Annotated in this window: 18 protein-coding genes and 1 tRNA gene; 12 read left to right on the top strand and 7 right to left on the bottom strand. The window is 68.4% G+C overall.

What is annotated here, in order from left to right:
- The first annotated feature begins 50 nt into the window (after positions 1–50).
- The 5 genes from tmk to ABZV93_RS28330 all read left to right on the top strand — a co-directional run bounded on the left by tmk (position 51) and on the right by ABZV93_RS28330 (position 5,869).
- On the top strand, positions 51–2,288 hold the full coding sequence (gene tmk, locus ABZV93_RS28310) for a dTMP kinase (protein WP_354941912.1): 2,238 nt from the start codon (positions 51–53) through the stop codon (positions 2,286–2,288).
- A complete protein-coding gene (locus ABZV93_RS28315; RefSeq protein ID WP_354941914.1) occupies positions 2,285–3,526 on the top strand; it encodes a DNA polymerase III subunit delta' in 1,242 nt (413 codons plus the stop codon). Before tmk ends, ABZV93_RS28315 begins: the two co-directional genes overlap by 4 nt.
- 141 nt (positions 3,527–3,667) lie before the next feature.
- Entirely contained in the window at positions 3,668–5,281 is a 1,614-nt protein-coding gene (locus tag ABZV93_RS28320) for an alpha/beta hydrolase (RefSeq protein ID WP_354941916.1), read from the top strand.
- A 53-nt stretch (positions 5,282–5,334) separates the two neighbouring features.
- Positions 5,335–5,411, top strand: a tRNA-Thr gene (locus tag ABZV93_RS28325).
- Positions 5,412–5,632: 221 nt separating this feature from the next.
- Positions 5,633–5,869 carry a hypothetical protein gene (locus ABZV93_RS28330; protein WP_354941918.1) on the top strand — a complete coding sequence of 79 codons (237 nt, stop codon included), beginning with the start codon at positions 5,633–5,635 and terminating at the stop codon, positions 5,867–5,869.
- Between the two features lie 319 nt (positions 5,870–6,188).
- Here ABZV93_RS28330 and ABZV93_RS28335 read toward each other — a convergent pair whose 3' ends face one another.
- On the bottom strand, positions 6,189–6,623 hold the full coding sequence (locus ABZV93_RS28335) for a tautomerase family protein (RefSeq protein ID WP_354941920.1): 435 nt from the start codon (positions 6,621–6,623) through the stop codon (positions 6,189–6,191).
- Positions 6,624–6,650: 27 nt separating this feature from the next.
- Positions 6,651–7,004, bottom strand: a complete 354-nt coding sequence (locus tag ABZV93_RS28340; RefSeq protein WP_354941947.1) for a hypothetical protein — start codon at positions 7,002–7,004, stop codon at positions 6,651–6,653.
- A gap of 192 nt (positions 7,005–7,196) precedes the next feature.
- Between ABZV93_RS28340 and ABZV93_RS28345 the strand changes: the two genes are divergently transcribed.
- A complete protein-coding gene (locus ABZV93_RS28345) occupies positions 7,197–7,421 on the top strand; it encodes a hypothetical protein (protein WP_354941922.1) in 225 nt (74 codons plus the stop codon).
- A gap of 43 nt (positions 7,422–7,464) precedes the next feature.
- Complete coding sequence (locus tag ABZV93_RS28350; protein WP_354941924.1) at positions 7,465–7,740, top strand: hypothetical protein; 276 nt, start codon at positions 7,465–7,467, stop codon at positions 7,738–7,740.
- Positions 7,741–7,828: 88 nt separating this feature from the next.
- Here the strand turns inward: ABZV93_RS28350 and ABZV93_RS28355 are convergent, their stop codons facing one another.
- Complete coding sequence (locus tag ABZV93_RS28355; RefSeq protein ID WP_354941926.1) at positions 7,829–8,188, bottom strand: nuclear transport factor 2 family protein; 360 nt, start codon at positions 8,186–8,188, stop codon at positions 7,829–7,831.
- Positions 8,189–8,211: 23 nt separating this feature from the next.
- Entirely contained in the window at positions 8,212–8,991 is a 780-nt protein-coding gene (locus ABZV93_RS28360) for an SDR family oxidoreductase (protein ID WP_354941928.1), read from the bottom strand.
- 510 nt (positions 8,992–9,501) lie between these two features.
- Here ABZV93_RS28360 and ABZV93_RS28365 point away from each other — a divergent pair.
- Genes ABZV93_RS28365 through ABZV93_RS28375 form a run of 3 tightly spaced genes read left to right on the top strand, consistent with a single transcriptional unit; the run spans position 9,502 to position 10,078 of the window.
- Complete coding sequence (locus ABZV93_RS28365; protein ID WP_354941930.1) at positions 9,502–9,771, top strand: hypothetical protein; 270 nt, start codon at positions 9,502–9,504, stop codon at positions 9,769–9,771.
- An 11-nt stretch (positions 9,772–9,782) separates the two neighbouring features.
- A complete protein-coding gene (locus ABZV93_RS28370; protein WP_354941932.1) occupies positions 9,783–9,932 on the top strand; it encodes a hypothetical protein in 150 nt (49 codons plus the stop codon).
- Positions 9,932–10,078: a hypothetical protein gene (locus ABZV93_RS28375; protein WP_354941934.1), complete on the top strand. Its 147-nt coding sequence runs from the start codon at positions 9,932–9,934 to the stop codon at positions 10,076–10,078. The genes ABZV93_RS28370 and ABZV93_RS28375 overlap by 1 nt, the downstream gene beginning before the upstream one ends.
- Before the next feature lie 188 nt (positions 10,079–10,266).
- Here the strand turns inward: ABZV93_RS28375 and ABZV93_RS28380 are convergent, their stop codons facing one another.
- Positions 10,267–10,569: a hypothetical protein gene (locus ABZV93_RS28380; protein ID WP_354941936.1), complete on the bottom strand. Its 303-nt coding sequence runs from the start codon at positions 10,567–10,569 to the stop codon at positions 10,267–10,269.
- 462 nt (positions 10,570–11,031) lie between these two features.
- Between ABZV93_RS28380 and ABZV93_RS28385 the strand changes: the two genes are divergently transcribed.
- On the top strand, positions 11,032–11,229 hold the full coding sequence (locus ABZV93_RS28385) for a hypothetical protein (protein WP_354941938.1): 198 nt from the start codon (positions 11,032–11,034) through the stop codon (positions 11,227–11,229).
- 141 nt (positions 11,230–11,370) lie between these two features.
- Here the strand turns inward: ABZV93_RS28385 and ABZV93_RS28390 are convergent, their stop codons facing one another.
- Complete coding sequence (locus tag ABZV93_RS28390) at positions 11,371–11,922, bottom strand: hypothetical protein (RefSeq protein WP_354941939.1); 552 nt, start codon at positions 11,920–11,922, stop codon at positions 11,371–11,373.
- A 517-nt stretch (positions 11,923–12,439) separates the two neighbouring features.
- On the opposite strand from ABZV93_RS28390, the gene ABZV93_RS28395 reads away from it, so the two are divergent.
- Complete coding sequence (locus ABZV93_RS28395; protein WP_354941941.1) at positions 12,440–12,904, top strand: NmrA family NAD(P)-binding protein; 465 nt, start codon at positions 12,440–12,442, stop codon at positions 12,902–12,904.
- Positions 12,905–12,958: 54 nt separating this feature from the next.
- On the opposite strand, the gene ABZV93_RS28400 is transcribed toward ABZV93_RS28395, so the two are convergent.
- The gene (locus ABZV93_RS28400; protein WP_354941949.1) at positions 12,959–13,192 is read right to left on the bottom strand and encodes an SDR family oxidoreductase; all 234 of its coding nucleotides are present in this window, start codon (positions 13,190–13,192) and stop codon (positions 12,959–12,961) included.
- Positions 13,193–13,300: the final 108 nt, after the last annotated feature.

Raw genomic sequence — 13,300 nt, forward strand, 5'->3', positions numbered from 1 at the left:
CTCCGTTCGGCGGCACGGGCTCCCGGGGTGGCTGCGGTTAGGCTGACCGCGTGTCTGAGCACGAGCGGTCCACCAGCACGGTCGGGACCGGTATGTCCGTACCCGCCAACGACATCCGCGGTGTGCTGCGGATCAAACCGTTCCGCACGCTGTGGATCGCGCTCGGCCTGTCCAGCCTCGGCGACTGGCTGGGTCTGCTCGCCCTCACCGCGATGGCCGGTCAGCTCGCCGCCGGCAACTACCGCACGGAGAACTTCGCGATCGCCGGCGTCCTGCTGCTGCGACTGCTGCCCGCGGTGGTGGTCGGCCCGCTCGGCGGTTACATCGCCGACCGGCTCGACCGTCGGTGGACGCTGGTGGTCGGCGACGTCATCCGGTTCGTGCTGTTCGCGTCCATCCCGATCGTCGGCACGTTGTGGTGGCTGTACGTCGCGACCGTGCTGATCGAGGCGGTCAGCCTGATCTGGCTGCCGTCCAAGGACGCCGCCGTACCCAACCTCGTTCCCCGTGACCGGCTCGCCGTGGCCAACCAGGTCTCGATGGTGACGACCTACGGCTCGGCGCTCCCGGCGGCACTGCTGTTCACGTTCCTGGCGCTGATCAACAGCTCGCTGGTCCGCACGTTCAACTGGTTCAACGGCGGCTCGGTCGACCTCGCGCTCTACTTCAACGCGCTGACGTTCCTCGTCGGCGCGATCGTGGTGGCCAGACTGCGCGAGGTCTCCGGACGGCCGGCCTCGGGGGAGATCACCGAGGAACAGACCAACGTCCTCAAGGCCGTCATCGAGGGCTGGCGGTTCGTCGCGCAGAACCGCCTGATCCGCGGCCTGGTGATCGGGGTCGTGGGTGCGTTCGCCGCGGGTGGTGTGGTGATCGGCCTTGGCCGTACGTACGTCACCGACCTCGGCGGCGGCGCCGCGGGATACGGCGTCGTCTTCGGCGCGCTGTTCACCGGCCTGGCAGTCGGCATGGCGGTCGGCCCGCGGTTCCTGGTCGGCCTGTCCCGGCGGCGGATGTTCGGGCTGACCCTCACCGCGGCCGGGGTGTCCCTCATCGCCGTGGCGCTGGTCCAGAACCTCGTGCTGGTGGCGTTCTGCACCGTCCTGCTCGGCGCGTTCGCCGGGATCACCTGGATCACCGGCTACACCTTGCTGGGCCTGGAGGTCGAGGACTCCATCCGCGGCCGCACGTTCGCGTTCGTCCAGTCGCTGACCAAGATCGCGCTGGCGGCGGTGCTCGCGGCGGCGCCCGCCATCGCCGGTTCGTTCGGCGCGCACGGGATCGAGCTGCCGGGCAAGGTCACCTTGACATACAACGGCGCGTCGATCACGTTCCTGCTCGCCGGAATCGCGGCGACGGCATTCGGGCTGGTGTCGTTCCGGCAGATGGACGACCGCCCCGGGGTGTCGGTGCTGCGCGACGTGCGCGCGGTGTTCAGCGGACACGACCGCGGTTTCTACGCCGACACCGGGCTGTTCATCGCGTTCGAGGGCGGCGAGGGTGCCGGCAAGTCCACCCAGGCGAGGCGACTGGCGCGGTGGCTGGAGGACCAGGGCCACGCGGTCACCGTCACCCACGAGCCGGGCGCCACCGACATCGGCCGGGAGCTGCGGCACCTGCTGCTGCACGGGGCGAGCGGCATCTCCCCGCGGACCGAGGCGCTGCTGTACGCCGCGGACAAGGCCGAGCACGTCGACTCGATGATCAAGCCCGTGCTCGCGCAGGGGGCGGTCGTCATCACCGACCGGTACGTCGACTCCGCACTCGCCTACCAGGGCGGGGGCCGCGACCTCAGCCAGCCCGATCTCGTCCGCCTGTCCCGCTGGGCGACGGGCGGGCTGCGGCCGCATCTGACCGTCCTGCTGGACCTCCCGCCGGAGGCCGGGCTGGCCCGGGTGGACGGCACCCCGGACCGGCTCGAACGCGAGCCGCTGGAGTTCCACACCCGCGTCCGCCAGCAGTTCCTCGACCTCGCCGCGCTCGACCCCGAGCGGTACGCCGTCCTGGACGCGACGCTGCCGGTCGACGAACTCGCCGCCCAGATCCGGGACGCGGTGCGGCCGTTGCTGGGCGGTGTCGGCGGCGAGGCCGGCGACGTCGACGGCCCTGGCGGATCCGGCGGTCAGGATCGGCCCTACGACAGCACGTGGGGGAGCGGGGACGATCTCGCGCCGCGGCCGGCGTCACCGGACCACGACCTCGGCACCGGCGACGACCAGCGCGAGGACCCGTCCCGTCCCGCGCAGACGGTCCAGCCGCGGCAGCCGAGTGAGGAGGCGCAGGCATGACCCAGGTGCAGCACGCCGGCAGCGACGCGGAGGAGCTCGCCCCCGCCGACGTACCCATGACCGGGGTCTGGGCCGACCTGGTGGGACAGGAGCCGACCGTCGCCGTCCTGCGACCTGCCGCCACCGCGGCCGCCGCCTGGCTGGCCGGAGACCGGTCGCCGTCGGCCATGACCCACGCCTGGCTGCTCACCGGGCCGCCGGGTTCGGGTCGTTCGAACGCCGCCCGCGCGTTCGCCGCCGCCCTGCAGTGCGAGCGGGGCGGGTGCGGGGAGTGCTCGGCGTGCCGGACCGCGCTCACCGGTTCGCATCCCGACGTCACCCTGGTCCGCACCGAGCAGCTCAGCCTGAAGGTCGAGGAGATCCGCGAGCTCGTCCGCAAGTCGGCGATGTCGCCGGTCGGCCGGCGCTGGCAGATCCTGGTCGTCGAGGACGCCGACCGGCTCACCGAGCAGGCCGCCGACGCGTTGTTGAAGAGCCTGGAGGAGCCGGCCGAGCGTACGGTCTGGTTGCTGTGCGCACCGACTGTGGAGGACGTCGTCCCCACGATCCGGTCGCGATGCCGGTTGCTGGTTCTGCGTACTCCCCCCACGTCCGCGGTCGCGGAGGTGCTCCAGCGCAGGTACGACGTCGAGCCGGCGGTGGCGATGTTCGCCGCACGCGCGTCGCAGGGGCACATCGGGCGGGCGCGGGCGCTGGCGACGCAGGAGGAGGTGCGGGTCCGGCGCCAGCAGGTCCTCGCGGTGCCGAACAGCCTGCGTGACCTGGCCAGCTGCCTGACCGCGGCCGCGCAGCTGGTCGAGACTGCCTCCAGGGAGGCGAAGGAGGCGACCGCCGACCTCGACGGTGCGGAGAAGCTCGAGCTCGAACGCGCGTACGGCGTCAGCGGCAGTGGCGGTCGCGGTCCCCGTCCTCGCCAGCTGCAGACGGCGCAGAAGGACCTGGAGGAGCAGCAGAAGGTCCGCGCCAAGCGGCTGCAGCGCGATGCCCTCGACCGCGCACTGCTGGACCTGATGGCGTACTACCGCGACGTGCTCGCGGTGGCTCTCGGCGCCCGGACGGAGCTCGTCAACGAGGAGTTGCGCGACGAGATCGAACGCCGCGCCGCCGAGACCCGGCCCGAACAGGTCATCCACCAGATCGACGCGATCCTCGCCTGCCGGGAGGCGATCACGGCCAACGTCGCCCCGCTGCTCGCCGCCGAGGCGATGACCATCGCCTTGTGGAACACCCCCGGCTGAGACGGGGGGCCTGACCTCCTGCCACGGGCCGGGCCTTCTGCCACGGGCCGGGCCTCCGGTCACCTGTGGAAGACGGGACGGCCGGCTCAGCTGGATCTCGTAGGGTTGCCGGAGGAACGAACGCCGAAGGGTGGACGACGGGTGCGACAAAAGAGCGCAAAGCAGCTCTTCGCGGCGCTGACAGTGCTGGTCCTCATGGTCGCGACCGGCTGCGCCCTCGCGCCCCGCGCCAGTGATTCGGCCGGCCAGACGCGGGACCGCGGCGGCAGCTCCGGGACGGCGGCCGAGCCCGGCGCCACCGCGGGGCCCGGCGAGCCGGCGCCGATGCCCTCCGACGTGGCCGCCGGCCTGCGGCCCTACTACGAGCAGAAGCTGCACTGGGTGAAGTGCACCAGCGGTGCGTCGTTTCAGTGCGCAGCCCTTCGGGTGCCGCTCGACTACAGCCAGCCGGAAGGGAAGTCGATCGAGCTGGCGGTGCTGCGGCTGCCGGCAAGGGACCGGGCGAAGCGGCTGGGTTCCCTGGTGATCAACCCCGGTGGCCCGGGCGGATCCGGAGTCGAGTACGCCGCCGCTGCGCCCTGGGTGGTGAGCAAGCCGGTCATCGCCCGGTACGACATCGTGGGCTTCGACCCGCGCGGCGTCGGCAAGAGCGCCCCGGTCGACTGCCTGACCGACAAGCAGATGGACCGCTACCTCGCCATCGACGGGTCACCCGACAGCGCCGCGGAGCAGAACAACCTGATGAAGGAGGCGCGCTTCTTCGCCAACGGCTGCAAGGCGCGCAGCGGTGCGGTGCTCGGGCACGTGTCCACCGAGGACGCCGCGCGTGACATGGACGTGCTGCGCAGCGCGCTCGGGGACAAGAAGCTCACCTACCTCGGCAAGTCCTACGGCACCTTCCTCGGCGCGACGTACGCCGGGCTGTTCCCCCAGCGTGCGGGGCGGCTCGTCCTCGACGGCGCGATCGACCCGACCCTCAGCGCCCGCGCCCTCGGCCTGGAGCAGGCGAAGGGCTTCGAGGTGGCGCTGCGCGCGTTCATCCAGGACTGCGTGAGCCGCAAGGACTGCCCGCTGGGCTCGTCGGTCCCCGAGGCGTACCGCACCCTCGACGACTTCCTCGCCAAGACCGACCAGACTCCGCTGAAGACCAACGACGGGTCCCGCAAGCTCACCCAGTCGCTGGCGATCACCGGGATCATCATGCCGCTGTACGTGAAGGAGTACTGGCCGCGGCTGCGGACGGCGATGCGGTCCGCCCTGGCAGGCGATGGCAGCCGGCTGCTCACGCTGGCCGACGAGTACGTCGAACGCAACCCCGACGGCACCTACCGGAACAACTCCGGTGAGGCGATCGTGGCGGTCAACTGTCTCGACCGGCCCGACCTCAAGTCCGTGGCCCAGGCGAAGGCGGAGGAGCCGACGTTCGAGAAAGCCTCGCCGCGGTTCGGCAGCTACATCCTGTGGGGCTCGCTGAGCTGCGCCGCGTGGCCGTTCAAGCCGACCGGCCGGCCCGGGCCGATCCACGCCAAGGGTGCGGCCCCGATCCTGGTGATCGGCACCACCCGCGACCCGGCCACGCCGTACGACTGGGCAGTTCGGCTGGCCAAGCAGCTCGACTCCGGTGTGTTGCTGACCCGGGACGGAGACGGACATACCGGGTACATGCAGGGCAATGCGTGCGTCGACCGGGTGGTCGAGCGGTTCCTGATCGACGGCAAGCCGCCGCGCTCGGGCACCGAGTGCCCAGAGGGGTGACGACCTCGGGCGAGGCGCCCGGTATGCTCATCCCTCGTGTCTTCGAGACACTTGCCGCCTTAGCTCAGTCGGCCAGAGCGACGCACTCGTAATGCGTAGGTCGTGGGTTCGATTCCCACAGGCGGCTCCACCCGTTTCCGCTGGTCAGACGGCATGAACTCTCTCTGGTAACGGCCGGGTTTGTCGTGACGTGGCATGAAATCGTGCGTCGCTCACCTTGAACGGGAGCCACGTTGATCGACAGGATTTCGAGCCGCTCACGTGTAGTGGGACGACCGAACTGCACGCGGCTGTTGGTGTTTTTCGTTGACCGGCACGCGCAGGCATTGTGGATCTGGTTGGACCGGTTCCGTGCATCGAGGTATCAGGCGAGGGGCGGTTCTGCGCCTCCGCCGCCGGCTCCGTCCGGTCGGCTTCGCGCTCGTCGTGCTGGTCCCCACTGTCGTCGCCGGGGCGATGACCGGCCATTGGCTGCCCGTCGTCGTGGTCGCCCTGCTCGGCGCGACCCGCGTGGTGGGGAGCCGGGCTGGTCTGGTCGCGAAGACCTACACATTCACAATCTTCCGGCACGGTGACTTCGAGCGGTGAGACGCGTCCGGCGACGCCGACGAGCACGTGCCGAACGCCTCCGGGGACACCAATCAGCGACCTATTCGAGTCGCTCGGCGCCGAGGCCCTTCACCGACCGGCCCGGTAGGAGCTTGGTCAGGCTGATGGAGCAGTCGGAGTGCTCGGTGTCTACGCGCGGTGCGGATTCGTTCGGTACGGGCGGGTCGGGCCGCACGAGCGGGGCCCGACGGCGAACGCTAGCCCGGTGGAGTTGACGCCCCCGACGTGTACCCGTCTTGGCTCGCGCGCTACTCGGCCGACCGACACCCTGAAGAAGGCTGGCCCGAACTCTGCGAGCTTACTCGCCAACCAGCGGAGATGGCCCGTTCTGCTCGGCCCACCGCCGCTCGTCCGGCGATTCTGGAGCAGGAGGAAAGTATCCGTCGATTGTCCAGAACTCGAATGGGGTCTCGTCGACGTGGATCTCCCAGCGAAGGTCCCGGTCCTTGAGAAATGGTGCCAGCGTTTGATTGATGGTTTCCATCCACCACCTGCGCACGCTGGGGTCAGGCGTACGCCGTGCGATGTGGTCGATCCAGATCCTCACATACCTGTCATGTGGTTCCCCGCCAACGAAGAAATCCTCTGTCGAGAAGGCGTTGAACGCCACGCTCACGTAGAACCTCGGCAAGCCGAGCAGGTCGGCATACAGTCCGGTAATTCGCGCCGCGAACTGTTTCTTTTCCTCGGCGGTGTACGCCCCCGCAGGATGATAAATGTGCCACATCGGCATGATGAGCCTCCCCGACCAAATCAGCGATCATGCTGTAACGGGAGTAGGTAGCCCAGGTACGCATGGCAGTACAGGTGGGGCGGATGACCTGGGTGCGCTTCGGACCGGGCGGGTCGTGCCCCGTACGGGGCCAACCATCAGCGGGTCCGGCGTACCAACCGCAGCCAGGTCCTTGTCCGGGTAGTCGAACCGGGTCAGGACGAACCGCATCGCCTCGAGCCGGGCACCTTTCTTGTCGTTGCTCTTGACCACGGCCCAGGGCGCTTCGATGTCAGTGTAGAAAACATCGCCTCCTTCCCCTCGGTGTAGGCGCCCAACGAGCCCACCACCAGGCGTGATCCATTCGCTGACCTGGATGGTGCTACTCACCAACGGCTGCATCTCCACAACGGGGACTGTCAGGAATTTCGTGGGTGGCCGGTGATCCGGGAGCTGGGGCGTGCGTCCTAGCGGGAGAGGATCATCTGTGTCTGACAGCAGCGAGGTGTCCCCTCACGGGTCGGCGGTGAGCGTGGACGTTAGCCCCGCCGAATGTGACGCTGGCCCGCGATCGCACCTCGCGGAGGGAATCGCATGGCGCTGCCGGCAGAAGCCAACACGACCGTGGTTCAGGGCAGGCTCCTAGATACGGCCGGGCAGCCGATTTCGGCGTCGTTGACGTTCACTCCCGCCCCGACGCGGGTGATGGTGCGGTCCGCGAAGGTAGCGCTGTTCAACAAGTCCGCGACGGTGAACACCGACAGCGCTACCGGATCGTTCGCCATCGAGGTTCTCGCCTCCGACGACCCTGACCTTTGACCCGTCGAACTGGACGTACACGGTCCGGATCGTCGGGAAGGGCTTGGACGACACCCTCTCCGGTGTGCCTGTGCCGGTGAACGCGCCCGTGGACACCGGCACGGGTAAGCCGACCATCGACCTCACCGAGGTTGTGTCCGTCGCCTCCTCCGACGGCGTGTCCCGCGTGTACGTGCTGGCGGCGGTGTCGGACGTGAACGTGTCCGGAGCCGTCGACGGGCAGGTGCTGGCGTACAACGCGAGCCCTCGGGTATTCGCCACGCCTTGGCAGATGGGCATACAGATGATCCTTTGGGCCACAGCGGGGATCGAGGTGTAGCTGTCCTGCCCCTGCTGGGCCTGCCCGTTACGGAGGGGGCGAGGAGGACATGAGCGAAGCCGCGGAGAACGCAGGGAGCAGGCGAGGCTCAAGGCTCGATGAGGAGGTGTTCGATGAGTTCGCCGCGGAGACTGAACTGGTAGCGCAGGTCGACGATGGCGCCGGGGAAGATGCCTTCGAGGTGGTGCGTGACTACGTAGTGGGTTGCGTCGATCTGTTGAGCTCCGGTGGGTTCGATGGTGTAGCTGAACTCGGTGGCAGACCTGTTGAGCCACTGTTCGATGGCCGTGTTGCCCTGGTACGTGTTGCCATCGTCGATCACGATGGCATCGCTGGTAAAGGCCGTGATCGCGGCGGTGGTGTCGTGTGTGCGGTGCGCCTCAAGGTAGCGAGCGATGCCCCCCGGCAGTGCGTCCACGGCGATGGTCTGTTGCTGGATGTCGGGCATGACGGTCCTCCCGGGATCGCCGATCAGACGGTCGGTGTGGTGCCGCCGTCGATGACGTACTCGGCTCCGACGATGGTCGAGGCCCGGTCAGAGGCCAGGAAAGCGACCAGTTCGGCCACTTCCTCCGGCCGGTTTGGGCGGCCGAGCGGGATGCCGCCGAGGGAGTCCATGAGTCGGCCCAGTGCTGCCTCATGGGTGATGCCCGCCTCCTGCGCGATGCGGGCGATCAGTTGGTCGGCGGCGGTAGTTTGGGTGAAGCCGGGGGAGACGGCAGTCACGCGCACCCCCTTGGGGGCGACCTCGTTGGCCAATCCCTTGCTGTAAGTAGTCAGCGCGGCCTTGGCGGCCGCATAGGCGAGCGTGGCGTTCCACAGCGGCATGCGCCGCTGGATCGACGTGACGTGCACGATCACTCCCTTGCCAGCCTTGATCATGCCCGGGAGCAGGCCGCGGTCCAGGCGGACGGCGGCCATCAGGTTGGTGTTCAATTCCCGGGCCCAGTCGTCTTCGCTGAGCCCTGCGAAGCCTCCGGCGGGTGCCTGAGATCCGCCGAGGGTGTTGATCAGTATGTCAACTCCGCCCACGCGGGCGTTCACCTCGGCGACGACTTGGGCAGCGCCTTCGACGGTGGTCAGGTCGGCGGCGATGAACGTGTTCGCCTCAACATCGTCGGGACGCCTGCGGGCGGTGACGAGCACGGTCGCTCCGCCCTCGCGGAAGCGTCTGGCAATGGCGGCGCCGGTACCCTTCGTGCCACCACTGACCAGCGCGCGCCGGCCGGCGAAGGATTCGCTGATGGACATAGGGTCACGTTCCATTCCCCCGGAAACGGCGCAGCCACCGCTCTCACACTACGTCGCAGACGTTAGAGGAAAGAGGGCGCGCCCACTGCCTGCCCGAATGTGCGGCAGGGCACGGTGAGATGCGTCTCTCACGGTTCGATTCCTGCCGAATCGCCCGCCTGTAAATCACCGGCATAACGCCACCATAGAGCGCCGACGGTACCGCAGGATGTCGACCTGGCTAGCGGCGAAGACGCGCCTTGAGCTCGGGCCGGGAAGGTCCGAAGCTGCCGTGCCATCCACGTGCCATTAGGCGAGGCCAGAGTTGTGCAGGCGAGGTCACTCCAGGCCATCAACCACCGCCTACGTCACAGGTCCCGGCGGGTCGTCGGAGATGGAAGGCCACGCTCGGCGGCTCGCCGGGAGCCACATGCGGAGGAGAGAGGTCGTGGACAGAGAAGACGCTGACGCACTCGGCGAACGCGCCTGTACGCGGACGAGCTAGAACAAAGCGCCCGAGGGCGTGTCGAAGTGACGATCGACGTATATCGACGGGCGCCGACCGACGACGAGCGGGAGCGGGCCGTTGCGCTCCTCGCGGGCATATGGCGTCTGTTCGCGACCCTCGGCGTCGGGGCGTCGGCGGTCGAGGACCGGCACACCTTCGCCGTGATCGCGATCGATCTCGCGGAGGGGTTCACGCGCCGGGAGCGCGCGCTCTCCGCGATCCAGGAGGGTCCCGACTCGAAGGGCGCCGGGACGCTCGCCCAGCCCTGCGTGCGCAAGAAACGCCGCAGGTAACTAAGAGAAGGATGGAACGGGGATATGCACCCTGGAAACGGAAGCTCCTCGGGAACAGCAACAACGGCGGCGCCGTCAACTTCGAGGACGGGACGATTCACGGCCCGTCGATCAAGCGCGACGCGCTGACCGGCCTCCCGACGAGCGAGGGCGCGGCCTGATGCGTCGCTTCCTCCCGCGCGTCCCGGTCGCGGTCGCCGCTCCCGCCCTGGTAGCGGGCGGCGCCCTGCACGCAGCCGGGACACCGAAGCCCGATGTGTACCTCGCCGGACTCTGCGTGGTGAAGGGCAGCATCCGGCCCTGCTGACGTTGCCCTACAGGCGCCCGTCCTCTCCGATCGTGGGGGAGGGTGGGCGCAGTTTCCTCATTCGACGAAGCCCTCATCCATCCATCGCGCTCCTAGGCGTGTGACACTTCCAGGTCACCTTCGTCGGAGGCGAACACGTCCACCACGCCAGGCAGCGTTGACAGCCTCGGCGTAGCTGCGACGACCGCTCAGCCCGCGAGCAGAAGCACGCGCTTCTCCTCCAGTTGGGTGAGCTGGTCGGCGATTTCCTGCGACGTCTTCTCCAACCTGAGGAGCGCTTGACGTACGGCCTGCCGCGCTGCGCTGGCTTTGCGGCCAGCGTCCTGGATCCGGGACCGAACGGCCATGTCGCTGAAGATGTTGTCGAAGAACACGTCGAAGGTACGGGTCAGGCCGTCCACCTCTACGCCGCCGACTCCGGCGAACCCGACGTCGGCGAGCTCCCGCGAGAACCGTCCGAGCGCGACGTCCGCCCGGTGGAGTACGTCCACGCTTCGTCCTCGGCGGCCGCCCACTCCTCCTTGGCAGCAAGGGCCCGCCGATGGACCTCATCGACGTCGCCAAGGCCGACGAGTTGGGCTTGAAGTGACTCAACTCCCGGCCAACCGCGTTGCGTCGGGCTTCGGCCTCGGCGACCCCGTAGCGTGCGGCCTCATGCTCCGCCCGCTCCCGCTCGAGGTCGTTCGCTCGTGAACCCCGAAGAGTGGCCCAGATCCGTGTCGGTGAGAACGACTCCAACGCCTCGACGTCCCTGGCTTCGTTGGCGAGACGGCCGCGAAGTGTTCGGACCCGCTCGTCGAGGAGCCGGAGGTGCGTGCGTTCCGTCGTCAGCCGCTGAGTCAGGTCCGCGTGCCTACGGCGGAGCTGGGCGGCAGCTGCCAGGTCGGCCTCGATCCGAGCGATGCGAGATGCGTCAGTCACACCGTGATCCCAAGTGGGGTCGGCCGTCCGCGATGGGAACCGCTACGGATGATCGCTCCTCGTACGGAAGGAACGATCACGCCAACGACGGCAGCTTCGGATCGACCACCGTGCAGGCCTACCGCAAATGGCAACTCCGCTGCGGCTACAGCGGCAAAGACGCCGACAGCATCCCCGGCAAGGACTCCCTCACACGCCTCGGCAAGAAATACGGCTTCACCGTGAAGTAGCAAGCTGCACGGAACACTGCGCCAGGCATCGTTCGGTCCTCGCAGAGCAGATCGCACGGAACAGCCCGCCTGCGCAGGGGCTCGCGATGGGGACGAACGACTGCCCCCACTACCCCCGCACGGTCACGTACACCGGGCTTACTAACGTGTCGCCTCGTCGCCAGGCTGTGCGCGAACCGGTAGGCGACCACTGAGCCATTCGGCCTCAAACCGACCGAGCCAGATGTACGCCCAGTGGACGAGCCGGCTGAGGGTGGCCACCTGCTCCATCAGCGTTGCCTCGGTCTCACCGACATGCGCGACGCCTCTCTTGATGTTGCCCTGCGTGTTGGGGCTCTTCCGGGGATTGCGAGTACCCCAAAGAGTGTCCTCCACCTGCAGCCACACCGAGTGAGCGACGCCGTGCCTTGAGCCCAGCGCTGTGGTCACGTCGCCCAGGTATTCGTCAAACTCCTTACGGCGGTGTCCGGGGACACCTGCGTCGGGCTTCTGCATTTCTGCGACCAGCAATGTGCCGGGCTTGCTCGCCCAGGTCTTGACGAACGCTCGTCGCTCGTCCTCTGCTGTCGTGCCGTCCGGCGGTCCGAGCGTGAGAGTGGTGTACACCTCCGCCAGTGCCCGTTCGAGTTCGGCCGCCTTCACGACAACACGACCAATATATTCATACAAAATGTTGGGAAGATCGTTGCTCACGGCTAGGAATCTACTCGCCCTAAGCCTGGATTCACCGATGGACGTGGTGGGGAGCGTGGCGTGAGGAGCGGATTCCCTTGTGTGTTGGAGGATCGGACTTGGGTGAAGGTCGATACCGGCGGCGATTGGCGTGGCGGCGGGAGTCATCGTGGTTGCGTTGCTCGCGGCCGCGATCCGGCGCCTCGTTCTCGCAGGGCGCGACCTGGCGGTGGCCGCCGTCACGTGCCGGCGGCTCGGACCGCGGCGGACGGGCTCGTGGTCGTTCAAGACGAACGACCGACGCGTACACTCTGCCGTCCGGCCTCAGTGGCCGGGTTGTTGTCTCCACCGCCATGCTGCGTGCACTGCCCGCCGGTGAGCTAGATCCACAGCCAGCTGGCGCACATGGCAGCGGCGATGAGCGCGTAGAGCACTGCGGCGGCGCGCACGTCCCTGCTGGTGATGTGTTCATGCAGGGCATCGGCGAGCACGCCGGTGGGGAACGGGAGCCCGCAAGGCCGAGCTTGTCTCTGGCGGTGTGCCGTACACGATCCTGGGGCCGACGTACTTCTTCGACAATGCACTGGGTGGCGGCGGGGCCGACCAGATCCGCAGCGGGGTTCTGGAGCTGCCACTGCCGGGTGATCGGCCGTTGCAGCAGCTGGCCCGACCCGACCTTGGCGCGTTCGCCGCGCAGGTGCTGCTGCAACCCGGACCCTGCGTCGGGCAACGCATCGAGCTGGCCAGCGCTGCCACCACCCCCGCCCAGATGGCGGCTGCGCTGAGCGCTGCGCTGGGGCGGCAGGTACGCCATGAACGGGTCCCGCTGGAGACGATCAGCAACCCCGACATGCACGCGATGTGGACGTCCTTGAAGGGCCCCGGCTACCGCGTCGGCATCACCGCGCTGCACGCCGCCAATCCCGAGGTCGCCCGGACCCGCTTCGCCGACTGGGCCCGCCACACGTTCGGCCGCCCCGGTGACGACCCCAACGGTCCGTGAGCCGGCGCCGCGCGAGCTGGATACCTACAGCGCTCCGTGGGCAACACGCCGGTCTCAGACCTGGGCCAGTCCTCCGTCGACGAACAGTTCGGCGCCAGTGGTGAAGCTGCTGGCCCCAGTTGCTAGGAAGACCGCAGTCTCGGCTACCTCGTCTGGACTTCCCATGCGCTGCAAGGGCATGGTTGCCAACAACGTCTCGATGAAGTGCTGGCCCTCAGCCGGACCGGCCTCTACGCCGGACGTCATTGAAGTCTCGATTGGACCTGGGCTGACTGCATTTACCCGGATACCGCGACCCGCGTGTCAACGCTTCGCGAAAACTGACCCCGCGCGGGTTCGGGAAAGTTGACCCCCTGGCGGTTGGTTCAGCGGCGGTTGGTGCGGTTCTCTTTGGCG

The organism is Actinopolymorpha sp. NPDC004070 (assembly GCF_040610475.1).
Taxonomy (GTDB): Bacteria; Actinomycetota; Actinomycetes; order Propionibacteriales; family Actinopolymorphaceae; genus Actinopolymorpha.